Origin of the sequence: Caballeronia sp. GAWG1-1 (genome assembly GCF_023631465.1) — a bacterium.
In the GTDB taxonomy this organism is placed as follows: Bacteria; Pseudomonadota; Gammaproteobacteria; order Burkholderiales; family Burkholderiaceae; genus Caballeronia.
In genome coordinates, this window is record NZ_JALQDB010000011.1 from 132,025 (window position 1) to 156,620 (window position 24,596).

Here is a 24,596-nt window from a genome sequence, read left to right on the forward strand (position 1 = left end):
GACGCGGCCCGCTATTTTAGCCACGACAGCAGATCTCGCACGGCTATGGTAATTTTTGCGGTTGCGGCCCGCCGTTCGACTGCATCGCCGACGAAAGGCCGACAGGACGCCAACGCAACGCCAACACAATGGCAACAAGAGGGAACGCAATGAAGTATCGGAAGCTGGGAGATTCGAGTGTCGACGTGAGTCTGATCGGGCTTGGCACCATGACCTGGGGCGAGCAGAACACCGAGAGCGAGGCGCATGAACAGATCGACTACGCGCTCGCTCAAGGCGTGAATCTGATCGATGCCGCCGAGATGTATCCGGTCCCGCCGCGCCCTGAAACGCAAGGCCGCACCGAGGAGTACATCGGTACGTGGCTCGCGAGGAACTGCGGCAAGCGCGCCGATATCGTGCTTGCCACCAAGATCGCCGGGCCCGCGCGCCAGCCGCACAATCCGCGGCACATCCGCGGCGCGGGCAACCAGTTCGACCGCAAGAATATCGTCGAAGCCGTCGACAGCAGCCTCGCGCGCCTGCAAACGGATTACATCGATTTGTATCAGTTGCATTGGCCCGACCGCAGCACGATGACCTTCGGCCGCCCGAACTATCCGTATATCGACGATGAATACACGGTGCCGATCGAGGAAACGCTCGCCGCGCTCGGCGAACTCGTCAAGGCCGGCAAGATTCGTCATATCGGGCTGTCCAACGAAACGCCGTGGGGCGTCGCGCAATTTTTGCGCGCGTCGGAAAAGGCGGGCTTGCCGCGCGTCGTCAGCATTCAGAATCCGTACAGTCTCGTGAACCGCGTGTACGAACTCGGGCTCTCCGAATTCACGCACAAGGAAGGCGTGGGCCTGCTTGCTTATTCGCCGATGGCCTTCGGCTGGCTCTCGGGCAAATACGAAGGCGGTGCGCGCCCGGCCGGCGCGCGCATCACGCTATTCGAGCGCTTTCAGCGCTACAGCAAGCCGCAGGCAATCGCTGCCATCACTTCCTATGTCGAACTGGCGAAGCGCCACGGTTTGACGCCCGCGCAGTTGTCGCTGGCGTTCGTCAACAGCCGTCCGTTCACGACGAGCACGCTGATCGGTGCGACGTCGATGGCACAGCTGAAGGAAAACATCGACAGTGTGAACGTCGAACTTTCCGAGGAAATCATCGCCGAGATCGAAGCGCTTCATGAACGTCAGCCGAACCCGGCGCCTTGAACCGTCCTTCCGGTCACGCCTTTGCCGCGCCTTAAACCGTTTGCGAACAAGGCCTTGGCGCGAAACCTGATGGCCTGCGCGCGGATGTGTCACGATTGACCGTTCGCGCGCACGCAATATCGGCGATGCGCGCTTCGCTTACTTAGCCCTTGCCTTACTTTTGCAAAGCTTCAAGGATGCATTGCGTCCGTACCCTGCCGTAACGCCGCCGCTTGTCCGCGCCCCGGAATCACCGCCAGATAAGGGCGACGGCGCGCCCCACGTGTCACTTGCGATGCAGTGCCGGCTGTAAGGCACTACACTTGCTCGATGGTCCTGGTTGCCCGCTGCGGCGCCCTCAGCCACAGCGCGCCCTTAGCAAAGGAGTCGTCGCTCATGTCTCAAGCAACGCCGAAGTCTTCCGCCGATCTTGACACGCTCACGATCAATACCATCCGCACGCTGTCGATGGACGCCGTGCAGAAAGCCAATTCGGGTCACCCCGGCACGCCGATGGCGCTCGCGCCAGTCGCGTTCCATCTGTGGCAGAACCATCTTCGCTACGATCCCGACGCGCCGCTCTGGCCGAATCGCGACCGCTTCGTGCTGTCGGTCGGGCACGCGTCGATGCTGCTCTATTCGCTGCTGCATCTGTCCGGCGTGAAGGAAGTCGACGAGTTCGGCAAGCCAACCGGCAAGCCGGCCATCTCGATCGACGATATCAAGAATTTTCGTCAGCTCGACAGCAAGACGCCGGGCCACCCGGAATACCGCATGACGACCGGCGTCGAAACCACGACCGGACCGCTCGGTCAGGGTCTCGGCAACAGCGTCGGCATGGCGATGGCCGCGCGCTGGAAAGAAGCGCACTTCAACAAAAGCGATTCGCCGCTATTCGATTACCGTGTCTACGCGCTTTGCGGCGACGGCGACATGATGGAAGGAATCTCGCACGAAGCGGCATCGATCGCGGGGCACCTGAAGCTGTCGAACCTCATCTGGATCTACGACAGCAACCGCATCACGATCGAAGGACACACCGACCTCGCGTATAGCGACGACGTCGAAGCGCGCTTTCACGGCTACAACTGGAACACGCTGCACGTCGACGACGCCAACGACGCCGCCGCGCTCGAAGCGGCCATCAACAAGGCGAAGGCGACCACCGACAAGCCGACCCTGATCGTGGTGAAGAGCATCATCGGCTGGGGCGCGCCCAACAAGCAGGACACGGCGGCCGCGCACGGCGAACCGCTCGGCGCCGATGAGATCAAGGCGGCGAAGCGCGCGTACGGCTGGCCGGAAGACGCGCAGTTCCTCGTGCCCGACGGCGTGGTGCAACATTTCGCCGATGGCATGGGCGCGCGCGGCAAGGCGGCGCACGAAGCCTGGAAGAAGCAGTTCGATTCCTACGGCAAGGACTACCCGGATCTCGCGAAGCAACTCACGCTGATGCTCGAAGCGAAGCTGCCGGAAGGCTGGGAAAAGAGCATTCCGACCTTCGAGCCGGACGAAAAGGGAATCGCCACGCGCGAGTCGTCGGGCAAGGTGCTGAACGCCATCGCGCAGTCCATTCCCTGGCTGATCGGCGGCGCGGCGGACTTGTCGCCATCGACGAAAACGAATCTGAAGTTCGACGGCGCGGGCAGTTTCGAGGCAAAGAGCTACGACGGCCGCAATCTGCACTTCGGCATTCGCGAGCACGGCATGGGCTCGGTTGCCAATGGACTCGCGCTGTCCAACATGCGGCCGTATGCATCGACGTTCCTGATTTTCAGCGACTACATGAAGCCGCCGATCCGCCTCTCCGCGATCATGGAACTGCCGGTGGTCTACGTGTTCACGCACGATTCCATCGGCGTGGGCGAGGACGGACCGACGCACCAGCCGATCGAGCAACTCGCTTCGTTGCGCGGCGTGCCGGGCCTCACCACGCTGCGTCCCGCCGATGCCAACGAAGTCGGCGAAGCATGGCGCGTCGCGCTGTCGTATCACAAGGAGCCGTCGTGCATCGTGCTGACGCGTCAGCCGCTGCCGACCTTCGATCGCAAGAAATACGCGTCGGCTGAAGGCGTGCGGCGCGGCGCTTACGTGCTTGCCGACACCGAAGGCGGCAAGACGCCCGAAGTGCTGTTGCTTGCCACCGGCAGCGAAGTCGCGCTGTGCGTGGGCGTCTACGAGAAGCTGAAGGCCGAAGGCATCGCGGCGCGCGTCGTATCGATGCCTTCGTGGGACCTCTTCGAGAAACAGGACGAAGCCTACAAGGAATCGGTGTTGCCGAATGCGGTGAATGCTCGCGTTGCGGTCGAACAGGCCGGCACGCTCGGCTGGGACCGCTACGTCGGCCGGCTCGGCACCGTGCTCGCCATGCATACGTTCGGTGCGTCCGCACCGTTGAAGGCGCTTCAGGCCAAATTCGGCTTCACGCCGGAACGCGTCTACGAAGAAGCGAAAAAGCAAATCGAACGCGTCAAACACAACGGCAAGGAGTAACGGACATGCAGATTGGCATCGTGGGACTGGGGCGCATGGGCGGCAACATCGGACGCCGCCTGATGCGCGACGGGCATCAATGCGTCGTCTACGATCACAGTCCGCAAGCAACCGACGCACTCGCGAGCGAAGGCGCGACCGGCGCGAAGGATCTCGGCGATCTGGTCGCAAAACTTGCCACGCCGCGCGTCGTCTGGCTCATGCTGCCCGCCGGCAAGATCACGGAGGACACGCTTAACGATCTCCGGCAGATTCTGAGCCCGGACGACGTGATCATCGACGGCGGCAACAGCTTCTACAAGGACGATATCCGCCGCGCCGCCGAGCTGAAAGCGCAGGGCCTGCATTACGTCGACGTCGGGACGTCAGGCGGCATCTGGGGCTTGGAGCGCGGTTACTGCATGATGATCGGCGGCGATGACGCGGTGGTGAACCGTATCGATCCGATTCTCGCGACGCTTGCGCCGGGACGCGGCGACATTCCCTTGACGCCCGGCCGCGACGGACGCGATGCGCGTGTGGAGAACGGCTACATGCATTGCGGACCGGTCGGTTCGGGACATTTCGTGAAGATGGTGCACAACGGCATCGAGTACGGATTGATGCAGGCGTATGCCGAGGGCTTCCATATTCTGAAGCACAAGGAATCGACCGAATTGCCGGAAAACGAGCGCTACACGCTCGATCTGGCCGATGTCGCGGAAGTCTGGCGGCGTGGCAGCGTGGTGTCGTCGTGGCTGCTCGACCTGACCGCGGGCGCGCTTGCGGGCGATGGTTCGCTCGAACGCTACTCGACCGAAGTGGCCGATAGTGGCGAAGGGCGCTGGACGATCGAAGCGGCCATCGAGGAAGCGGTGCCGGCGCAAGTGTTGTCAGCGGCGCTTTATACGCGCTTCCGGTCGCGCGATGCCGAAGCCTTCCCCGAGCGCATGCTTTCGGCAATGCGCTTCGGCTTCGGCGGCCACAAAGAGTTCGGCGTGAAGTAAATCCGTGGTTGTCTGTCGGGATAAAGGGCGATGATTCATCGCCCTTTATTTCATCATGCGGCGGCGAAACAGCCACGCGCACAGGAAGAACGGCACAACCGAATACGCCGCGAGTACCGCGAGATGCAACGCGAGTCCGTGCACGGGCCGGCCGAGCATGGCGGCGCGGATCAACTCGACCGCGTGATAAAGCGGCAGCGCCTGCGTCACATGCTGCGCAAAAGCAGGCAATTGCGCGACCGGAAAGAACACGCCGGAGAGCAAGAGCATGGGCGTGAGTGCAAGCGTCTGATAGAACATGAAGAAGTCGTAGCTCGGCGCAATGGCTGTGACGATCATCGCCGTGCTCGCGAATGCGAGTCCCGTAAGCACGATGATGGGCAGCGCGAGCAGCATCGACGGAAAACTCGCATAGCCGAGCGCGCCCGCCACCAGCATGATCGCCACGCCCGACAAGACCGATTTGCTCGCGGACCAGATCACTTCGCCGAGAACGATATCGCCGAGCGTGAGCGGCGTATGCATGATCGCTTCCCACGTACGCTGCACGTGCATGCGCGAGAAACCGGAATACATGGCCTCGAAACTCGCGGACATCATCACGCTCGACGCCACCGTGCCCGCCGCCAGAAACGCGATGTACGACACGCCGTCGACATGGCCGACCATCAAGCCGAGACCGAGGCCTAGCCCGAAGAGATAGATCATCGGATCGGCGAGATTGCCGATCATCGATGCAATGGCGAGCTTCTTCCACACCAGATAATTGCGCCGCCATACCGGCATCCAGTTGCTCGCGTTGGCGGGAAGCGCGTTGCTCATGGGCGAGAGCGTATCGGCGTGTTTGGCTCGCACGCGTGTTTTCTCGATGCTTGCGCCCGATCGATCGAAAGTGTCCATCGCTTGATTAGTCCACCATCTCGCGCCCGGTCAGGCGCAGAAAAACATCTTCGAGATTCGCCGGACGATGCAGATAGCGCACGTCCGTCCGGCCCTTCACGCGCGCATGCACGGGCTGCGGGTCGTCGACATAGCAGAAAAGCGTTTCGCCGCTGATTTCCGTGCGCGCGACGAACGGTTCCAGTTCGGCGGCCAGCGCCTGCGGATCGGGTCCGTAGATTTCGATGACGTCCGAACCGATCACCGATTCGATCAACTCGCGCGGCCTTCCTTCCGCGAGCTTGCGGCCTTCCTCGATCACGCAAAGCCGGTCGCACAGGCGTTCGGCCTCTTCCATGAAGTGCGTCGTGAGCAGAATGGTTTTACCGCGCGAAAGCAACGAGCGCAGGCGTTCCCAGATCAGATGGCGCGCTTGCGGATCGAGACCGGTGGTGGGTTCGTCCATCACGAGCACGTCGGGATCGTTGACGAGGGCGCGCGCCAGCGTCAACCGCCGCCGCATGCCGCCCGACAGTTCGCCGACGCGCGCTTGGGCCTTGCTTTCGAGGCGCGCGAATTCGAGCAACGAAGGCACGATGGCTTCCATGCGCGCACCTGTCAAGCCGAAATAGCGGCCGAAGACGAGCAGGTTTTCGCGCACGGTGAAGTCGGGATCGAGGTTGTCGAATTGCGGCACGACGCCCACGCGTTGCCGCGCGAAGCGTGCGCGCGCTGGCACGGGTTCGCCGACGAGACGGATCGTGCCGCTGTCGGGCGATGTAATGCCGAGCAGCATCTTGAGCGTCGTCGTCTTGCCCGCGCCGTTCGGGCCGAGCAGGCCGAAACACTCGCCGGGCTGAACGTCGAACGACAAGCCATCGACGACACTTCGCTCGCCGTAATGTTTTCTGACTTCGCTGAATTCGATCGCTGGCGCCGCGTTCGAGTTCGCGCCAGTTCGGTGATTTATGTCGGTCATGCGGCGGTCCTGCGAGGAGAAAACTCAGCCGGCTAGTGTAATCCAATGCACCAGCGCGGCGCTTTGCATGCAAGCGCATGCATCGTTCCTGTGATCGAAGCGTGCATCGCGTCTTCCTGTTGTTTTGGCAAATGGCGCCGCAAGCTTGTCCGGCAAGGCTCGCACGCCTCTGGCACGGTGTGCGCTAGCGCTTGTTGCCGTGTAAGCGTTTTCCATCGTTGCCACGCATGAGGCGACCTACCATGATGAAGATGCGCCGCACTCGATTTGCCGACACCATCGGCTACGCGGCAGGGAGATCATGATGTCAGGCTATCGAAAAATCCTGTTGTGCTACGACGGCTCCAGAGAGGGCCGCAAGGCGTTGCGTCAGGGCGCGAATCTCGCGCTTGCCTTGAACGCGGAGACGCACGTGCTGGCGGTGGTGGATATGCGTTCGAGCATTGCGCAAAGCGCCGGTCTTCTGACCGACATGGCATGCGGACGGTTCGAGGATGCCGCACGCGACATCCTGCAAGAAGGCGTGGAGTGGCTGCGCGAACGCGGCTTGCAGGCGCAGGGCCATTTTGCATTCGGGCATCCGATCGATGAAATCGCCACGCTGGCGGAAAGTCTCAAGGTCGATCTGGTCGTGGTCGGCCATCGATGCCGCAGCGGTCTCGCGCGCTGGTGGATGGGCGCGGGCAACACACCGCTGCTCGATCGCGTGTCATGCAGCATATTGGTTGCGGTTTGTCAGGCAGGTGAGTCGGCCGAAGCGGAAGATGAGGCGGCTTATGCGGCGAAGCCGGACCGGGCCGAAGTAAGTGTTTGAGGATAGGTTTGCGCGATGAGGCTGGCCTGCGTCGGGCCAGTGCTGTTTTGCGCTATCAGCGCCAGTTGCCGTAGCCTTGAATGACGGCAGCGCACGCTTAACGCCGCAAGAAATCCATGAAGCGCTTACCGGCACTTTAATGGTTGTCCAACAACGAACTCACCCGTTCAAATCAACCGCGACCAGCTTCCACGTTATCAACCCGTACCGATGAAAGATCGCTGAGTACCGCGCATCGCCCGCACCGTGCTGGTAGGTCACCACGAACGTATCGAAGCTGCGATATCCGGCCGTGGTCTGCGGTGGTTGACGCGGCGGTTCTTGAGTCGCAACCATGCCCGATGCCGCTTCCGACGGCGGTGAACTCGCCGCCGCCTGACCGTCTCGAACCGGTGGCACGACGGCGGGTGGATGCTCGCCTGGATCTCCCCGCGGCGGAATGCCATTCAAAATCGCGGCGACGCCTTCGGGCGTAGCGTAGGAATCCACCAGCGGCCCTACGAGCGCCGCGCCGATCATTGCACCGATGATCGCGAGCGGATTGCCGCTCTTCTGGATATCGACGCGCCGCGTCAGCAGTGCGCCGACTTGCTCTTTGAGACTTTCACGCAGTGCGGGGAAGTCGACGTATTCGTTGACGGTCTGTGCATCGCGCGCATCGGCCGCGTGCTTGACGCGCTTCAGTGCGATATAGGGCGACGCATAGACAAGGCTTAACCCTGCAACGATGAAGAGAATGACGAGCGTGACGACGAGATAACGCGTAGTGCGGGACATGCGAAGGAACGACCCCCGGCGTGACATGGGTGACATGAAAGAACGATTGACCATGTTCACGCCGGATATATCCCGAGCTTCATTCCTTGCAGCCGATAGATTGCGGACTGCCTGCATTGCACATAACTCAGATTCACTCGACAAACGCTCGACCGCCCTCAGGCCAGAATGCCGCTGCTAACGCCGGCGCGTTCCTCGTCGATACACCGGTCGATCATGCGCGACACCTCGCCGATATTGCCGACCATGATTACCCGCGACTCACTGCGATACACCCGCACCGGCGCGCGCTGTTCCGATTCCGCATGCACCGCGCTATTGAGCGACACACGGGCGAAGGCGGGTTGACGCGACGGCAACGCGGGCATCTCGTCGAAGAGATCGGGCGCCGCTTCAGGTCGCGCCACGGCGCATGAGATCAGCGAGCGCAAATGACGCAGACGGCCAAACTGACGAAAGGGCAGCAAACGGGCGAAACGTTCCATGATGACTCTCCAGACGGCGGACGACAGACGATAGGACGCACCGCGGCACGCCGCGAGCGGTGGCCGTCATGCTTGTAATTTTCGAAACGTGCCGCGTCGCGCGAGGGCGAGGAGGCGAAGCGGGCGGCGATGTTGACGCGCCGCGCGCTTGAGTCGTGCGTTAGAACTCGCCGGAGCGGATGAGCCCGACCGCGATTCCTTCCAGCGCGAAGTCGCCGCTGCCGGAGCGCACGAAGATGTTTTCGTAGTCGGGATTCTCCGCGACCAATTCCACGCCATCTGGCCGGCGCTTCCAGCGTTTCACCGTGACGTCGTCGCCAATACGCGCGACCACGATCTGCCCGTCTTTCGCTTCATTGCGCTTCTGTACGGCAAGCAGGTCGCCGTCGAGAATGCCCGCGTCGCGCATGGACAAGCCGCGCACCTTCAGCAGATAGTCGGGCTTGCCCGAAAAGAACGCAGGGTCGCACGCGTAGTGTTGCGAAATATGCTCCTGCGCAAGGATGGGACTGCCTGCCGCAACGCGCCCGACCAGCGGAAGCGACAACTGCATGATGCTCTGATGCGGCAAGGTGAACTGATGCGGAAGGTCGTCCGAACGGTCGATGCGTGCGGAGCCTCCCAGCAGGCGGATGCCACGCGACGAACCCGCCGCGAGTTCGATCACGCCCTTGCGCGCCAGTGCCCGCAGATGTTCCTCGGCGGAGTTCGCGGAGCTGAAGCCAAGCTCGGCAGCAATTTCGGCACGCGTGGGCGGAAAGCCCGTGCGGTCGATGGCTCGCTGGATGAGCTCGAACACTTGCTGCTGTCGCGCGGTAAGTTTTGAGGGTTTGGTCACTTGCTGGAGCCTCGGCGCACTGTATGGATGGACAGATGACTGTATTTTTATACAGTATTTAGCGCTTTTCAAGCTTTACTTGAAGTTCGTCGCTAGATCCTTTGCTGACAAGGCTGCAGCGCGCTCGAACCGTCTCTACTTGCCTCTCAAACCACGAAATAACCCGCTTTAGCACTTTTGCATCTAAAAAAGTGAGAAACAATTATTTCTAATCATATAAGCTCGCCTTTAGACTGATTCCGTCAATTCGATAAGACGGAGAACGGGGAATGCATAGCATCAGGGCTGGATTGAAGGGCGGCGCGAAACAACTCTTTGCCGCGCTGGCGATCACGGCGGCGAGTTTCGGAATCTCGGCCACCGCGCACGCGGACACGTCGTTTCTGAACGTCTCGTACGATCCGACGCGCGAGTTGTATCAGGACTTCAACCAGGCCTTTGCGAAGAAGTGGAAGGCGGACACCGGCGAAACGGTCACTTTCAAGCAATCTCACGGCGGTTCTGGTGGCCAAGCGCGCGCGGTTCTAGACGGGCTTCAGGCAGACGTCGTGACGCTTGCGCTTGCTTACGACATCGACGCACTCGCCTCCAAGGGCATCGTCGGCACGGACTGGCAGAAGCGTCTGCCGGACAATGCATCGCCGTACACGTCGACCATTGTGTTTCTGGTGCGCAAGGGCAACCCGAAGGGCATCAAGGACTGGGACGATCTCACCAAGCCGGGCGTGTCGATCGTCACGCCGAACCCGAAGACCTCGGGCGGCGCGCGCTGGAACTATTTGGCGGCGTGGGCGTATGCGCAACACAAGCCCGGCGGCAACGAAGAGACCGCGAAGGAGTTCGTGACCAAGCTCTACAAGAACGCAGGCGTGCTCGATTCCGGCGCACGCGGCGCGACCACCAGCTTCGTGCAGCGCGGTCAGGGCGACGTGCTGATCGCATGGGAAAACGAGGCGTTCCTGTCGCTCAAGGAATTCGGTCCGGAGAAGTTCCAGATCGTGGTTCCTTCGGTGAGCATTCTGGCCGAGCCGCCGGTGGCGGTGGTGGACAAGGTCGTCGACAAGCACGGCACGCGCAAGCTGGCCGAAGCGTATCTGAAGTATCTGTACAGCGACGAAGGCCAGCAGATCGCGGCGCGCAATTTCTATCGTCCGCGTTCGGACAAGGTGCCCGCCGAGCTGACCAAGCAGTTCCCCAAGCTCAAGCTCTACACCATCGACGACACCTTCGGTGGCTGGACCAAAGCGCAAAAGACGCACTTCGCGGACGGCGGCGTGTTCGATTCGATCTATCAGCCGCAGTAAGCAGGCAAGAGACCGGGCGCCGCGAGGCGCTCGAGTCGCAATGAAAGCGGCCGCAAAGACGGCCGCGCATGACGAGACAAAAAAACAGTGCGCTTGTCCCCCGGGCGCCGAAGGCAGGACGATCAAGGATGAAGCAAAGATGACAACGTTCACTTTCCGAAAGCCGAGTGCGTTACCCGGCTTCGGGCTGACGATCGGCATCACGGTGGCTTACCTGAGCCTCGTGGTGCTGATTCCGCTTGCGGCGACCTTCGCCAAGACCGCGACGCTCGACTGGGCGCAGTTCGTTCGCGCCGTCACCGGGCCGCGTGTGCTGGCGTCGTATCGGCTCACTTTCACGGCGGCGCTCGGCGGGGCGGTCATCAACGCGATCTTCGGCTTCCTGGTCGCATGGGTGCTCGTGCGCTACACGTTCCCGTTCAAGCGTGTCGTCGATGCCATCGTCGATCTGCCGTTTGCGCTGCCGACCTCCGTTGCCGGCATTTCGCTTGCCGCCGTGTACGCGAGCAACGGCTGGATCGGGCAGTATCTCGCGCCGCTCGGCATCAAGGTGGCGTTCACGCCGCTCGGCGTGCTCGTGGCGCTGACGTTCATCGGCTTGCCGTTCGTCGTGCGCACGGTGCAGCCGGTGCTCGAAGACTTCGAGCGCGAGCAGGAAGAAGCCGCCGCATGTCTCGGCGCCACGCGCTGGCTGACGTTTCGCCGCGTCGTGTTGCCGGCGCTCTTTCCCGCGCTTCTGACCGGTTTCGCGCTTGCGTTCGCGCGCGCGCTCGGCGAATACGGTTCGGTCATCTTCATCGCGGGCAATGTACCGATGAAATCGGAGATCACGTCGCTGCTCATCATCACCAAGCTCGAACAGTACGACTATGCCGGCGCGACGGCCATCGCCGTCGTGATGCTGTGCGTGTCCTTTCTCATGCTGCTTCTCATCAACACGCTGCAATGGTTCCTGCAACGCCGCACGAGCAAGACGGGCGCGGCGCCCGTGGTGGCCGCGGGGCCATCGCTGCATGCCGGAACTCCGGGCGGAGGTCACGCATGAGCACGCCAAACAGCAAGGCGCTTCCCGTGAACACCGCCGCGCGCGGCGAGACCAACCGGCTCAATCCCGTCACCGAACCGCGCGCCGTGCGCTGGATACTCACGGGTATCGCGCTCGTGTTTCTCGCGCTGTTTCTGGTCGTGCCGCTCGTGGCCGTGTTCGTGCAGGCCTTCGCGAAGGGCATCGACTATTACTTCGATTCGCTCAAGGACCCGGACGCGTGGTCGGCCATCAAGCTCACGCTCTTGACCGCCGCGATTGCCGTGCCGCTCAACGTGGTGTTCGGGCTCGCGGCATCGTGGGCCATCGCCAAGTTCGAGTTTCGCGGCAAGGCGCTTCTGACGACGCTCATCGACTTGCCGTTCTCGGTGTCGCCCGTGATCTCCGGCCTCATCTACGTGCTCATGTTCGGCGCGCAGGGCTGGTTCGGACCGTGGCTGATTTCGCACGATGTGCAGATCATCTTCGCGGTGCCGGGAATCGTGCTCGCGACCATCTTCGTGACGTTCCCGTTCGTCGCGCGCGAACTGATTCCGTTGATGCAGGCGCAAGGCAACGACGAGGAAGAGGCCGCGCACGTGCTCGGCGCGTCGGGCTGGCAGATCTTCCGGCGCGTGACCTTGCCCAACGTGAAGTGGGGCCTGCTCTACGGCGTGATTCTCTGTAACGCGCGCGCGATGGGCGAGTTCGGCGCGGTCTCGGTGGTCTCGGGCCACATTCGCGGCCAGACCGACACCATGCCGCTGCACGTCGAGATTCTCTACAACGAATACAACTTCTCGGCCGCCTTCGCGGTGGCGTCGCTGCTTGCATTGCTCGCACTCGTCACGCTCGGGCTGAAGCTGCTCGCGGAGCGCCGCATGACGGCCACGCTGAGCGACGTGAAGGCAACCGTATAAATGGAAGGCGTGGATCAATCATGAGCATCATCGTTCGCAATCTGCAGAAGCGCTTCGGCACCTTCACCGCGCTCGACAACGTCACGCTGGATTTTCCGTCGGGCGAACTCGTCGCGCTGCTCGGACCTTCCGGCTGCGGCAAGACAACGCTCTTGCGCGTGATCGCCGGCCTCGAATATGCCGATGCCGGTCAGGTCGTGCTCAACGGCGAGGACGTTGCCGAAGTGGGCGCGCGTGAGCGGCAAGTCGGCTTCGTGTTCCAGCATTACGCGCTGTTCCGCCACATGACCGTGTTCGAGAACGTCGCCTTCGGCTTGCGCGTGAAGCCGCGCCGCGAGCGGCCAACGGAGGCCGTCATCCGCGAGAAGGTGCATGAATTGTTGAAGCTCGTGCAACTCGACTGGCTCGCGGAGCGCTTTCCGTCCGAACTGTCGGGCGGTCAGCGTCAACGTATCGCGTTGGCGCGAGCGCTTGCCGTCGAACCTAAAGTGCTGCTGCTCGACGAACCCTTCGGCGCGCTCGACGCCAAGGTGCGCAAGGAATTACGTAGCTGGCTGCGCCGTCTGCACGACGATCTGCATATCTCGACGCTCTTCGTCACGCACGACCAGGAAGAGGCGCTCGAAGTGGCGGATCGCATCGTCGTGATGAATCACGGGCGCGTGGAGCAGGTGGGCAGCCCGCAAGACGTGTATGACCATCCGCAGACCTCGTTCGTCTACGAGTTCCTCGGTGCGGCCAATCGCCTGCAAGGTCATGTCGATGCCAACGGCTTCGTCGCCGATGGCGCCACGCAGGCCATTGCCGTGCCCGCGCATTTCAGCGGCCGCGCGCTGGCCTACGTGCGTCCGCACGATCTGGCGATCTATCCCGTCGATGGCACGCATCGCGACGGCATCGTGGTCGGCGTGCGGCGCGTGGTGACGCTCGGCGGCTCCGTGCGCGTGGAACTCGAAGGCAACTCGGGGCGCATTCTCGAAGCGGAACTCGACCGCGAGTCGTGGCGCACGCTGCGACTCGACGTAGGCGACGGCGCGACCGCCGTGCCGCGCGCGTTGCGCGTCTTCCCGGCAGGCGATGCGAACGGGGCACAACAAACAAAAGCAACGGCATAAAGAGAGGCTGAAATGAACTTCCAGCAATTGCGCTTCGTGCGCGAAGCAGTGCGTCAGAACATGAATCTGACCGAGGTCGCGAACGTGCTCTATACGTCGCAGTCTGGCGTGTCGAAGCAGATCAAGGACCTCGAGGACGAACTCGGCGTCGATATCTTCATCCGACGCGGCAAGCGTCTGACCGGCCTCACCGAGCCTGGCAAACAGGTGCATCAGCTGATCGAGCGCATGTTGCTCGACGCTGAAAACCTGCGCCGCGTCGCGCGCCAGTTCGCTGATCAGGACAACGGCCATCTCGTCGTGGCGACGACGCACACGCAAGCGCGTTACGCGCTGCCGAAGGTGATCCGCCAGTTCACGGAAGTGTTCCCGAAGGTGCATCTCGCGCTGCGTCAGGGTAGTCCGCAGCAGATCGCGCAGATGATCATCAACGGCGAAGCGGATATCGGCATCTCGACGGAAGCGCTCGACCGCTATCCCGACATCGTCACGTTCCCGTGCTACTCGTGGCATCACACGGTCGTCGTGCCGAAGGGCCATCCGCTCGTCGGACTCGAGAACATCACGCTGGAACAGATCGCCGAGTATCCCGTCGTCACTTACGATCAGGATTTCACGGGACGCTCGCATATCGACCAGGCCTTCGCGAGCGCGGGTGCCATTCCCGATATCGTCCTCACCGCCATCGATGCCGACGTGATCAAGACGTATGTCGAGCTTGGCATGGGTATCGGCATCGTCGCGGCGATGGCGTATGACCCGAAGCGCGACAGCGAACTCGTCGCGCTCGATACGCAGCATCTGTTCGAGGCGAGCACGACGCGCGTCGGCTTGCGCAAGGGCGCGTTCTTGCGGGCTTACGCTTACCGGCTGATCGAGATGTTCGCGCCGCAACTCGACGAAGCGCAGATCGCGGCGCAACTGCGCGAAGCGGCTTGAGCGAGTTCAGGTTCATGCCGGCTGATTTACAATCGCCGGCATGAACACTTCTCTCGATACCTTGCCGCGCCTCGCCGTTCTCGCGACGGGCGGCACCATCGCCGGACAAGCTGGCGATGCATCCAGGACAGCGGGTTACAAGGCAGGCGTGGTCGGCGTCGACAAGCTGCTCGAAGCCGTGCCCGCGCTCGGCTCGGTCGCGCGCATTCACGCGGAACAGATTGCGAGCATCGACAGCAAGGACATGACGCCCGCGCTGTGGACGACGCTTTCGCGGCGGATCGATGCACTGCTCGCGCAAGACGATATCGATGGCGTGGTCGTCACGCACGGCACGGACACGCTCGAAGAGACCGCTTACTTGCTGCATTTGACGGTGAAGAGCGCGAAGCCCGTCGTCCTGACCGCGGCGATGCGGCCCTCCAGTGCGCTGTCCGCCGATGGTCCGTTGAATCTGCTCAACGCGCTCACGGTCGCCGCTTCGAGGCAGGCGGCGGGGCAGGGCGTACTGATCGCGTTCAACAATTTGATCCACAGCGCACGCGAAGTCACGAAGACGAGCACCTATGCCGTCGATGCCTTCCGTTCGCCCGAAGCGGGCGCGCTCGGTTTCGTGCAGGACGGACGCGTCGACTTCCAACGCACGGTCGTGCGGCCGCACACGCTCGCGAGCGAATTCACCGTTCCGCAAGACTGGCCGATGGTCGAAATCGTCGCGAGTTATGCGGGCGTATCGCGTGTTCCGGTCGATGCGCTCGTCGGCGCTGGCGTGAAGGGCATCGTGCTTGCGGGTACCGGCAACGGCTCCATGAGTTCGACGCTCGCGCAAGCCTTCGCCGATGCCATTGGGCGAGGCGTGGCGGTGGTGCGTTCATCGCGTGTCGGCTCGGGCCATGTGATGCGCAACGGCGCCGCATCCGACGATGCGCTCGGCACCGTCAGCGCGGGCACGCTCAATCCGTACAAGGCGCGCGTGCTGTTGCAACTGGCGCTCGCGAGAGGCGTGAGCGATGCGCCCGGCCTGCAGCGCATCTTCGAGACATACTGAAACTGAAACGAAAAACGCGAACCGGAGTTCGCGTTTTTCGTTGCTTCAGCTTGCAGCCGGAATGCGTAGCACCTGTCCCGGATAGATCTTGTCCGGGCTCTTGAGCATGGGCTTGTTGGCTTCGAAAATGACATCGTTTTTCGCGCCGCTGCCGTAATACTTCTCCGCGATTTTCCAGAGATTGTCGCCGGCCACGACCGTATGAAATTGCGACTCCGGAGCGGGCGATGGAACGGTCAGTTGGTCATCCACCTTGTCCACGTGCTGCACGTTGCCCGCCGCGACGAGGATCTTCTCCTTCGTGGCCTGATCCGCCGCTTCGCCCGATACGGTGACCGTGTGCGACGCGCCGTCGTACTTCACTTGCAGATCCTGCGCTTCGAGCCCTTGCGAACGAATGTACGTCGCGATGGCTTCGCCGGCCTTGAGATTGAGCTCCGCGACATCCACGGCCGCGGGCGCGGCCTGCGCGGTTTGCGAGGTTGCACCAAAGAGCTTCTCGCCTGCTTCCTTGATAAAGCTGAGGATTCCCATTGCTGAACTCCTTAAGTGTCGATGGTGAGCGCTTGCGCCAGGGCAAGGCTTCGTTAGTCGCATCACTTCAAGGATAGTTCGGAGATTGTGACAATGGCTGGTTCATGCGCGATCCAACAATCCGACGCGGACACCCGACGGAAAACCGTCTGACCGACCAAGGCTTACCCGGCTCGACCGACGGGTGCCGCTCTCGGACCCCACTTGCCGCCCTCAGCCCAGAGCGGCATTTGTCCCGCGTGCCCATACGCGGGACGCCCCACGGTACCGGTCGTTCAAGCCGCGGCTTTCGCCTTCTGCGGTTCTTGAGCAACCTGGAAGTTCGACATGATTTCAAGCGCCCGCACGAGTCCCGAGTGATCCCAGGCTTTGCCGCCATTGGCCGCGCACACGCTGAACAACTGCTGCGCGCTCGCGGTGTGGGGCAGGGCGAGACCCATCTTGCGCGCGCCTTCGAGCGCAAGATTCAAGTCCTTCTGATGCAGTTCGATACGGAAGCCCGGGTCGAACGTGCGCTTCGTCATGCGCTCGCCGTGCACTTCGAGAATGCGCGACGCGGCGAACCCGCCCATTAATGCCCGGCGCACGCGTTCCGGATCGGCGCCCGAACGCGAGGCAAACAACAAGGCCTCGGCGACGGCTTCGATGTTGAGCGCGACGATGATCTGATTCGCCACCTTGCAGGTCTGACCCGCGCCGTTGTCGCCGATGAGCGAGATGTTTTTGCCCATGAGATCGAACAGAGGCTTCGCGATATCGAACGATTTCTGCGGGCCACCCACCATGATCGTGAGCGATGCCTCGCGCGCGCCGACTTCGCCGCCGGATACGGGCGCATCGAGATAGTCGCAGCCGAGCGCGTTGATCTTCTTCGCGAAGTCCTGCGTATCGAGCGGGTTGATCGAGCTCATGTCGATCACGAGCTTGCCCTTCGTGAGGCCGTTGGCCACGCCGTCATCGGCGAAGAGGACGTTGGCGACATCGGGCGTGTCGGGCACCATCGTGATGACGATCTCGCTCGCTTGCGCCACGCCGGTGGAATCGGCCGCGACTTGCGTCTGTGCGCGGATGTCGTCGGGCACCGGAAACTTGCCGTTCACGACGAGCTTGTGACGGCCCTTCAAGAGGTTGCGCGCCATGTGCGCGCCCATGATGCCAAGGCCGATGAATCCAATGGTTGCCATACTCTCTTGCTCTCCTTGTGTCTCGGGTTTTAAGCGGCGGCGCGCGGCTTTGCGGCGGCGATCGTGCGAAGCCAGCCAAGGCCCGCTTCGGTGCTTGCAAGCGGCTTGTATTCGCAGCCGATCCATCCTTCGTAGCCGATCGAATCGAGCAGATCGAACAGGAACGCGTAGTTGATCTCGCCCGTGCCCGGTTCGTTGCGCCCCGGATTGTCGGCGAGCTGGATATGCGCGATCGACGCCAGGTTCTTCTTGATCGTCGCGGCCAGTTCGCCTTCCATGCGCTGCATGTGATAGATGTCGTATTGCAGGAACAGATTGTCCGAGCCGACCGCACGGATCACGTCGAGCCCTTCGGACGAACGGTTCAGCGCGAAGCCCGGAATATCGTAGGCATTGCACGGCTCGACGAGCAGGCGGATGCCTTCCTTCTTCAATGCATCGGCGGCGAAGCGCAGGTTCTCGATGATCGTCGTGCGCGCCTGTTCCTTCGATACCCCCGCCGTCGGAATGCCAACGAGGCAGTTCACTTGCGGCACCTTCAGCGCCTTCGCGTATTCGATTGCGCGGGGCACGCCTTCACGGAACTCGCTCACGCGATCCGGCAGGCAGGCGATGCCGCGTTCGCCCGCTTCCCAGTTGCCCGCGGGAAGGTTGTGCAGCACGATCCGCAGGTCGTGTTCCTCGATGCGTGCTTGCAAATCGCCGGTCGAGTACGCATACGGAAACAGGAACTCGACCGCCTTGAAGCCCGCCTTCGACGCCGCCGCGAAGCGGTCGAGGAAAGGGACTTCGTTGAACAGCATGGTCAGGTTCGCGGCAAATTTCGGCATGTCTTTATTCCTGATGGTCGGTCAGTTCTAGGACGCTCAGTCGAGCGGCGTCACGGTCACGGCGGTCGGCGCATCGGCGCGCGTTTCGGCGAGCTCTTCGAACTCGTTGATCGCGTCGATCTCGGTGCCCATCGCGATGTTGGTCACGCGTTCGAGAATCATCTCGACCACGACCGGCACCTGATGTTGCGCCGCGAGCGCCTGCGCCTGTTTCAACGCCGGCGCGATGTCTTCGGGCTTGTGCACGCGCAGCGCCTTGCAGCCAAGACCCTCGGCGACCGCGACGTGATCCACGCCGTATCCTTCGAGCTCCGGCGCGTTGATGTTGTCGAACGCGAGCTGCACGCAGTAGTCCATGTCGAAGCCGCGCTGCGCCTGACGTATCAGACCGAGATACGAGTTGTTCACGACCACGTGCACGTAAGGCAGCTTGAACTGCGCGCCGACAGCGAGTTCCTCGATCATGAACTGGAAGTCGTAGTCGCCCGAGAGCGCGACGATCTTGCGTTGCGGGTCCGCGGCGCGCACGCCGAGCGCGGCGGGAATCGTCCAGCCGAGCGGGCCGGCCTGGCCGCAGTTGATCCAGTTACGCGCCTTGAACACGTGCAGGAACTGCGCGCCCGCGATCTGCGAAAGACCGATCGTCGAGACGAAGCAGGTGTCGCGATCGAACGCGAGATTCATCTCTTCGTAGACGCGCTGCGGCTTCATCGGCACGTTGTCGAAGTGGGTCTTGCGCAGCATCGTGCTCTTGCGTTGCTGGCAGTCCTTGACCCATTGCGAACGGTCCGCAAGCTTGCCCGCGGCTTTCCATTCCTTCGCCACTTCGACGAAGAGTTCGAGCGCGAACTTAGCATCCGACACGATGCCGAGGTCCGGTCCGAACACGCGGCCGATCTGCGTCGGCTCGATATCCACGTGCACGAACTTACGGCCCTTGGTGTAGACCTCGACGCTGCCCGTATGGCGATTCGCCCAGCGATTGCCGATGCCAAGCACGAAGTCCGACGCGAGCATGGTCGCGTTGCCGTAGCGGTGCGACGTCTGCAGACCGCACATGCCTGCCATCAGCGGATGATCGTCGGGAATCGCGCCCCACGACATCAAAGTCGGGATCACTGGCACGCCGAGCGTTTCGGCGAACTCGACGAGCAGATCTTCCGCCGCTGCGTTCAACACGCCGCCGCCGGAAACGATCAAGGGCTTCTCGGCGTCGTTGAGCATCGAGAGCGCTTTTTCGACTTGAGCGCGCGTGGCTTTCGGCTTGTAGATCGGCAGCGGCTCGTAAGTGTCGATATCGAACTCGATCTCGGCGAGCTGCACGTCGATCGGCAAGTCGACCAGGACCGGACCCGGACGGCCCGAGCGCATCAGATGGAACGCCTGCTGAAACACGCGCGGCACGAGCGCCGGTTCGCGCACGGTGACGGCCCACTTGGTGACGGGCTTGGCGATCGATTCGATATCGACGGCCTGGAAGTCTTCCTTGTACAGACGCGCACGCGGCGCCTGGCCCGTGATCGCGAGAATGGGGATCGAATCCGCCTGAGCCGAGTAGAGGCCCGTGATCATGTCCGTGCCCGCCGGCCCCGACGTACCGATACAAACGCCGATATTGCCGGGAGCCGCGCGCGTATAACCTTCGGCCATGTGCGAGGCGCCCTCGACGTGGCGCGCCAGCACATGGCTGATGCTGCCGGCTTTTCTGAGCGCCGAGTAAAACGGGTTGATGGCGGCGCCGGGCACACCGAACGCGGTGTCGATGCCTTCCTTCTCCAGCACGAGGACGGCTGCGTCGACGGCTCTCATCTTGGGCATGGTTGTCTCCTTCCAGGGGTCTCTATTCGGGGTTGCTGTCTTGGTCGTGCGCATGGCAGCAGGCTTCCGATGCACTTTAGGCGCGTGCAAAAGGTTTGATAAGATCAACCGGAGTCGTTTTTTACCAAACAAAAAGTATCGAATGAGGCCGGAGACAAAGAGATGGACCGCTTCAAGCAGATCGAAACCTTCGTGCGCGTGGCCGAAGCCGGCAGTCTTGCGGCGGCGGCACTGGAAGAGGGCGTGTCGCCGGTGATCCTGGGCCGGCGCATCGACGCGCTCGAAAAGCGCCTAGGCGTCAAACTGATGTATCGCTCGACGCGCAGGCTCGTCGTGAGCGAAGAGGGCGCGGCGTTTCTCGACCGCTGCAAGAATCTGCTCGCGGAGTGGGATCAGGCCGAGAACGAACTCGCGGCCGGCCGGCGCGCGGTGGGCGGGCATCTGATCGTGTCGGCGCCGGCGGCGTTTGGGCGCATGCATGTCGCGCCGCACGCGCCGCTTTTCCTCGTCGACAAACCGGAATTGCAGATGTCGTTCAATCTGACCGACCGCGTCGTCGATTTGGTGCGCGAAGGTTATGACTTGTCGATCCGCATCGGCGGGGCGGTGGACCCGAACTTCGTCGCCGTGAAGCTCGCGAGCAACCGCCGCGTGGTTTGCGGCACGCCCGCGTATTTCAGGAAGCACGGCCGGCCGAAGACGCTCGAAGACTTGCCGAATCACAACTGTCTTGCGTTCAATCTGCAAGGCGGACAGAACCGCGGCTGGTACTTTCGCCGTAACGGCAAGCTCGTGACAGTGCGCGTGACCGGCAATCTCGACTGCAACGACGGCGAGTTGCTGCATCGCTGGGCGTCGGAGGGGCTCGGGCTCGGCTGGCGTTCGACCTGGGAGATTCAGCGTCAGTTGGCGTCGGGCGAACTCGAAACCGTGCTGGACGACTTCGAGCTGCCCGACTACGACATCCTCGCGGTTTATCCGCAGCAGCGCTACGTTCCGGCGCGCGTGCGCTACTTTATTGATTATTTGAAGGAAATTTACGCGCAGGACGGTTATTGGAGCCGTCCGCTCGCGCTTCCTGGCGAACCATTGCCCGCCGGGACGCACGCAGCTTGAGCGTCGCTCGCGCGGCTTTGTACGGCTCGTGCGGCTTTGTGCGGCCACGTTGTAACTGCTTGAAATCATGGCCAAAGTCTTTCGGAAACCGCCGATTTGGCTTGCCTTGGGGAAGGCATCGCGTTATAGTCTTGGGCTTCTCACTTGCCGCACCGGTCCGACGCCCGGGTGGCTTTAATCCAAAAGTTCAGTACAAGGAGTGAATATGCGTCATTACGAAATCGTATTTATCGTGCATCCCGATCAGAGCGAGCAAGTGCCCGCCATGATCGAGCGCTACAAGAGCACGATCACCTCGCACGGTGGCCAGATCCACCGTATCGAAGACTGGGGCCGTCGCCAACTGGCCTACATGATCGAGAAACTCGCGAAGGCTCACTACGTCTGCATGAACATCGAATGCGATCAAGCTACGCTCGAAGAACTCGAGCACGCATTCAAGTTCAACGACGCCGTTTTGCGTCACCTCATCGTCAAGATGAAGAAGGCCGAAACCGGCCCGTCGCCGATGATGAAGGAAGTGCAGCGCGAAGAAGCCAAGAAGGCGGCCTCGCAGCCGTCCGAAGCGCAGGCTTAAGGCGAAGATTTTCGTCAGCCACCAGGAATTAAGTGAACAGGCTGCAACTGACAGCAAGCGTCGTGGAACGCGAACCGGTGCGATACACGCCCGCCGGCGTACCAATCGCAAGCTGCACGTTGCATCACCGAACGGAAGTCGTCGAAGCGGGCATTGCCCGTCAAGTCGAACTGACAATGCCGGCCGTAGCCGCCGGCGAGGTGAGCGGCAGACTGGAAAGCTGTCAGATGGGCGTGGAAACACGCTTCACCGGCTTTCTGGCTAAAAAAAGCCGCAACGCACGAACCCTGGTGTTTCACATCACAGAATTGCAGGACATTGGAAAGGACTGAACATGCCCCGCCCGACTGGTAAGAAATTCGACAAGCGTCGTCAGCAACAAAACCCGCTCTTCAAGCGCAAGAAGTTCTGCCGTTTCACGGCAGCCGGTGTCGAGTACATCGACTACAAAGACACGGAAACGCTGAAGGACTTCGTCGGCGAAAACGGCAAGATCACGCCGGCTCGTCTGACTGGCACGAAGGCGCACTATCAGCGCCAGCTCGACACGGCAATCAAGCGCGCGCGTTTCCTCGCGCTCCTGCCGTACACCGACCTGCACAAGGCCTAATCAGACGACGCATAAGGAACAAGCCAAAATGCAAATCATTCTTTTGGAAAAAGTCGTCAACCTGGGCAACCTGGGCGACATCGTCAAGGTCAAGGACGGCTACGCACGTAACTTCCTGATCCCCGGCAAGAAGGCTCGCCGCGCAACGAAAGACGCAATCGCCGAATTCGAAGTGCGCCGCGCCGATCTCGAAAAGGTTGCCGCTGAAAAGCTGGCTTCCGCGCAAAAGCAAGGCGAAAAGCTGAACGGCTTCACGGTTCAGATCTCGCAGAAGGCAGGTGTGGACGGCCGTCTGTTCGGCTCGGTCACGAACGCCGACATCGCCGAAGCACTCAAGGCTCAAGGCTTCGCAGAAGTGGAAAAGGCGCAAGTGCGTCTGCCGCAAGGCCCGCTGAAGCTGGTGGGCGACCACGCTGTTCAAGTGGCGCTGCATACGGACGTGCTGGTCGACGTCACGGTGTCGGTGCTGGGCGAGCACGCCTAAGGTCGCTGCGGACCGCTGGTAAGGCTTCACGCCCAGCCAGCCGAGTCCGGCAGAAAAGAAGGGCAGGAACCGTTTCAGGTTCCTGCCTTTTTTATTGTCCGCTTGCGTCTATTTCATCGATAATTCCACCCCATGAACGCTCCGTCCAAAGACCCGCAACTCGACGCGCTGAAGGTTCCGCCGCACTCGATCGAAGCCGAGCAATCGGTGATCGGCGGTTTGCTGCTGGACAACGCGGCGTGGGACCGAATCGCCGACGTGATGTCGCAAGGCGATTTTTATCGCTATGACCATCGGATCATTTACGAGCACATTGGCAAGCTGATCTCGACCACGCGGCCCGCCGACGTCATCACCGTCTACGAAGCGCTCAACATGGCCGGCAAGGCCGAGGAAGTGGGCGGGCTCGCGTATCTGAATGCGCTTGCCCAGAACACGCCGAGCGCGGCGAACATTCGCCGTTACGCGGAAATCGTGCGCGATCGCGCGGTGCTGCGCCGCCTGGTCTCCGTCGCCGATGAAATTTCCGCCGATGCCTTTAATCCGCAAGGCAAGGAAGTGCGCCAGATTCTGGACGAGGCGGAATCGCGTGTGTTTTCCATCGCCGAGGACGGGGCGCGCGGCACGCAGGGCTTTCTGGAAATCGGACCGCTGCTTACGCAAGTTGTCGAGCGCATCGACACGCTTTACCACACGGCCAATCCAAGCGATGTCACGGGCACGCCAACCGGTTTCGTCGACCTCGACCGGATGACGTCGGGCATGCACGGCGGCGAATTGATCATCGTGGCCGGACGTCCGTCGATGGGTAAGACGGCGTTCTCGATGAACATCGGCGAATACGTGGCGGTAGAGTATGGTCTGCCCGTCGCCGTTTTCTCGATGGAAATGCCCGGCACGCAACTGACCATGCGTATGCTCGGCTCGGTCGGCCGGCTGGATCAACACAGAATGCGTACCGGCCGCCTCACCGACGAAGACTGGCCGAAGCTTACGCACGCGGTCCAGAAAATGAGCGAGGCGCAGCTTTTCATCGATGAAACGGGCGGCCTGAACCCCATGGAACTGCGCTCGCGCGCGCGGCGCTTGTCGCGGCAGTGCGGCAAGCTCGGGCTCATCATCGTCGATTACTTGCAGCTGATGTCCGGCTCCGGCGGCGGCGAAAACCGCGCGACCGAAATCTCGGAAATCTCGCGCTCGCTCAAGGGGCTCGCGAAAGAACTCGACGTGCCGGTGATCGCGCTTTCGCAGTTGAATCGCGGTCTGGAACAGCGCCCCAACAAGCGTCCGATCATGTCGGATTTGCGGGAATCCGGCGCTATCGAGCAGGACGCGGACGTGATTCTCTTCATCTACCGCGACGAAGTTTATAACCCCGACAGCCCGGACAAGGGCACGGCGGAAATCATCATCGGCAAGCAGCGTAATGGACCGATCGGGCCCGTGCGGCTGACTTTTCACGGCCAATACACGAAGTTCGACAATTTTGCCGGCGCGCAGAGTTTTTACGGCGAATAACGCCCGAAGCCGCGCGCATCCCTTCTGCTCGATGTCAAGACTTCGTGTCGACACGCGCCGCGCGGCGCTTCGCGCGCGGTGCGTGGGCTGCCGGGCAAAGGTACAATATGTCGGTTTGATGTCTGTCTCACTGACCCATTTTT

General features: G+C 62.0%; 25 protein-coding genes. 16 read left to right on the forward strand and 9 right to left on the reverse strand.

Features of this window, described 5'->3' with window-relative positions:
- Positions 1-149: 149 nt before the first annotated feature.
- The 3 genes from NCT03_RS07080 to gnd all read left to right on the forward strand — a co-directional run bounded on the left by NCT03_RS07080 (position 150) and on the right by gnd (position 4,660).
- Positions 150-1,202 carry an NADP(H)-dependent aldo-keto reductase gene (locus NCT03_RS07080; RefSeq protein ID WP_250492345.1) on the forward strand — a complete coding sequence of 351 codons (1,053 nt, stop codon included), beginning with the start codon at positions 150-152 and terminating at the stop codon, positions 1,200-1,202.
- Between the two features lie 375 nt (positions 1,203-1,577).
- The gene (gene tkt, locus NCT03_RS07085; RefSeq protein ID WP_250464756.1) at positions 1,578-3,674 is read left to right on the forward strand and encodes a transketolase; all 2,097 of its coding nucleotides are present in this window, start codon (positions 1,578-1,580) and stop codon (positions 3,672-3,674) included.
- Positions 3,596-4,660 carry a phosphogluconate dehydrogenase (NAD(+)-dependent, decarboxylating) gene (gnd, locus tag NCT03_RS07090; protein ID WP_250492401.1) on the forward strand — a complete coding sequence of 355 codons (1,065 nt, stop codon included), beginning with the start codon at positions 3,596-3,598 and terminating at the stop codon, positions 4,658-4,660. The genes tkt and gnd overlap by 79 nt, the downstream gene beginning before the upstream one ends.
- A gap of 45 nt (positions 4,661-4,705) precedes the next feature.
- Here gnd and NCT03_RS07095 read toward each other — a convergent pair whose 3' ends face one another.
- Positions 4,706-5,482 carry an ABC transporter permease gene (locus NCT03_RS07095; protein WP_250492402.1) on the reverse strand — a complete coding sequence of 259 codons (777 nt, stop codon included), beginning with the start codon at positions 5,480-5,482 and terminating at the stop codon, positions 4,706-4,708.
- Between the two features lie 85 nt (positions 5,483-5,567).
- Positions 5,568-6,518 (reverse strand): nodulation factor ABC transporter ATP-binding protein NodI, encoded by a 951-nt coding sequence (gene nodI, locus NCT03_RS07100; protein WP_250492346.1) that lies wholly within the window; start codon positions 6,516-6,518, stop codon positions 5,568-5,570.
- 304 nt (positions 6,519-6,822) lie between these two features.
- On the opposite strand from nodI, the gene NCT03_RS07105 reads away from it, so the two are divergent.
- Positions 6,823-7,332, forward strand: coding sequence for a universal stress protein (locus tag NCT03_RS07105; protein WP_250464890.1), 510 nt, complete (start codon positions 6,823-6,825; stop codon positions 7,330-7,332).
- A 159-nt stretch (positions 7,333-7,491) separates the two neighbouring features.
- Here NCT03_RS07105 and NCT03_RS07110 read toward each other — a convergent pair whose 3' ends face one another.
- From NCT03_RS07110 to lexA, 3 genes are all read right to left on the reverse strand, one after another.
- Positions 7,492-8,109: a DUF2939 domain-containing protein gene (locus NCT03_RS07110; protein WP_250492347.1), complete on the reverse strand. Its 618-nt coding sequence runs from the start codon at positions 8,107-8,109 to the stop codon at positions 7,492-7,494.
- 158 nt (positions 8,110-8,267) lie between these two features.
- Positions 8,268-8,594, reverse strand: a complete 327-nt coding sequence (locus NCT03_RS07115) for a hypothetical protein (protein WP_244825242.1) — start codon at positions 8,592-8,594, stop codon at positions 8,268-8,270.
- A 160-nt stretch (positions 8,595-8,754) separates the two neighbouring features.
- Positions 8,755-9,432 carry a transcriptional repressor LexA gene (gene lexA, locus NCT03_RS07120; RefSeq protein ID WP_250464764.1) on the reverse strand — a complete coding sequence of 226 codons (678 nt, stop codon included), beginning with the start codon at positions 9,430-9,432 and terminating at the stop codon, positions 8,755-8,757.
- A 269-nt stretch (positions 9,433-9,701) separates the two neighbouring features.
- On the opposite strand from lexA, the gene NCT03_RS07125 reads away from it, so the two are divergent.
- The 6 genes from NCT03_RS07125 to NCT03_RS07150 all read left to right on the forward strand — a co-directional run bounded on the left by NCT03_RS07125 (position 9,702) and on the right by NCT03_RS07150 (position 15,782).
- Positions 9,702-10,736, forward strand: coding sequence for a sulfate ABC transporter substrate-binding protein (locus tag NCT03_RS07125; RefSeq protein WP_244825240.1), 1,035 nt, complete (start codon positions 9,702-9,704; stop codon positions 10,734-10,736).
- 139 nt (positions 10,737-10,875) lie between these two features.
- Complete coding sequence (gene cysT / locus NCT03_RS07130; RefSeq protein WP_244825239.1) at positions 10,876-11,781, forward strand: sulfate ABC transporter permease subunit CysT; 906 nt, start codon at positions 10,876-10,878, stop codon at positions 11,779-11,781.
- The gene (cysW, locus tag NCT03_RS07135) at positions 11,778-12,680 is read left to right on the forward strand and encodes a sulfate ABC transporter permease subunit CysW (protein ID WP_244825238.1); all 903 of its coding nucleotides are present in this window, start codon (positions 11,778-11,780) and stop codon (positions 12,678-12,680) included. The genes cysT and cysW overlap by 4 nt, the downstream gene beginning before the upstream one ends.
- Before the next feature lie 20 nt (positions 12,681-12,700).
- On the forward strand, positions 12,701-13,795 hold the full coding sequence (locus tag NCT03_RS07140; RefSeq protein WP_244825237.1) for a sulfate/molybdate ABC transporter ATP-binding protein: 1,095 nt from the start codon (positions 12,701-12,703) through the stop codon (positions 13,793-13,795).
- Positions 13,796-13,807: 12 nt separating this feature from the next.
- Positions 13,808-14,734, forward strand: coding sequence for a CysB family HTH-type transcriptional regulator (locus NCT03_RS07145; protein ID WP_244825235.1), 927 nt, complete (start codon positions 13,808-13,810; stop codon positions 14,732-14,734).
- Between the two features lie 40 nt (positions 14,735-14,774).
- Complete coding sequence (locus tag NCT03_RS07150; protein ID WP_250492348.1) at positions 14,775-15,782, forward strand: asparaginase; 1,008 nt, start codon at positions 14,775-14,777, stop codon at positions 15,780-15,782.
- 45 nt (positions 15,783-15,827) lie between these two features.
- On the opposite strand, the gene lysM is transcribed toward NCT03_RS07150, so the two are convergent.
- From lysM to gcl, 4 genes are all read right to left on the reverse strand, one after another.
- Positions 15,828-16,316, reverse strand: a complete 489-nt coding sequence (lysM, locus tag NCT03_RS07155; protein WP_250464772.1) for a peptidoglycan-binding protein LysM — start codon at positions 16,314-16,316, stop codon at positions 15,828-15,830.
- Between the two features lie 275 nt (positions 16,317-16,591).
- Entirely contained in the window at positions 16,592-17,500 is a 909-nt protein-coding gene (locus tag NCT03_RS07160) for a 2-hydroxy-3-oxopropionate reductase (protein ID WP_250492349.1), read from the reverse strand.
- Positions 17,501-17,529: 29 nt separating this feature from the next.
- Positions 17,530-18,330, reverse strand: coding sequence for a hydroxypyruvate isomerase (gene hyi, locus NCT03_RS07165; RefSeq protein ID WP_244825229.1), 801 nt, complete (start codon positions 18,328-18,330; stop codon positions 17,530-17,532).
- Positions 18,331-18,366: 36 nt separating this feature from the next.
- Positions 18,367-20,148, reverse strand: coding sequence for a glyoxylate carboligase (gene gcl, locus NCT03_RS07170; protein WP_244825227.1), 1,782 nt, complete (start codon positions 20,146-20,148; stop codon positions 18,367-18,369).
- A gap of 162 nt (positions 20,149-20,310) precedes the next feature.
- Between gcl and NCT03_RS07175 the strand changes: the two genes are divergently transcribed.
- The 6 genes from NCT03_RS07175 to NCT03_RS07200 all read left to right on the forward strand — a co-directional run bounded on the left by NCT03_RS07175 (position 20,311) and on the right by NCT03_RS07200 (position 24,453).
- Positions 20,311-21,264, forward strand: coding sequence for a LysR family transcriptional regulator (locus NCT03_RS07175; RefSeq protein WP_244825225.1), 954 nt, complete (start codon positions 20,311-20,313; stop codon positions 21,262-21,264).
- 205 nt (positions 21,265-21,469) lie between these two features.
- The gene (rpsF, locus tag NCT03_RS07180) at positions 21,470-21,841 is read left to right on the forward strand and encodes a 30S ribosomal protein S6 (protein WP_061117413.1); all 372 of its coding nucleotides are present in this window, start codon (positions 21,470-21,472) and stop codon (positions 21,839-21,841) included.
- 32 nt (positions 21,842-21,873) lie between these two features.
- The gene (gene priB, locus NCT03_RS07185; protein WP_244825224.1) at positions 21,874-22,173 is read left to right on the forward strand and encodes a primosomal replication protein N; all 300 of its coding nucleotides are present in this window, start codon (positions 21,874-21,876) and stop codon (positions 22,171-22,173) included.
- Positions 22,174-22,175: 2 nt separating this feature from the next.
- On the forward strand, positions 22,176-22,451 hold the full coding sequence (rpsR, locus tag NCT03_RS07190; protein WP_060857153.1) for a 30S ribosomal protein S18: 276 nt from the start codon (positions 22,176-22,178) through the stop codon (positions 22,449-22,451).
- A gap of 28 nt (positions 22,452-22,479) precedes the next feature.
- Positions 22,480-22,935, forward strand: a complete 456-nt coding sequence (rplI, locus tag NCT03_RS07195) for a 50S ribosomal protein L9 (RefSeq protein WP_244825222.1) — start codon at positions 22,480-22,482, stop codon at positions 22,933-22,935.
- A gap of 132 nt (positions 22,936-23,067) precedes the next feature.
- Complete coding sequence (locus tag NCT03_RS07200) at positions 23,068-24,453, forward strand: replicative DNA helicase (protein WP_244825221.1); 1,386 nt, start codon at positions 23,068-23,070, stop codon at positions 24,451-24,453.
- Positions 24,454-24,596 lie beyond the last annotated feature (143 nt).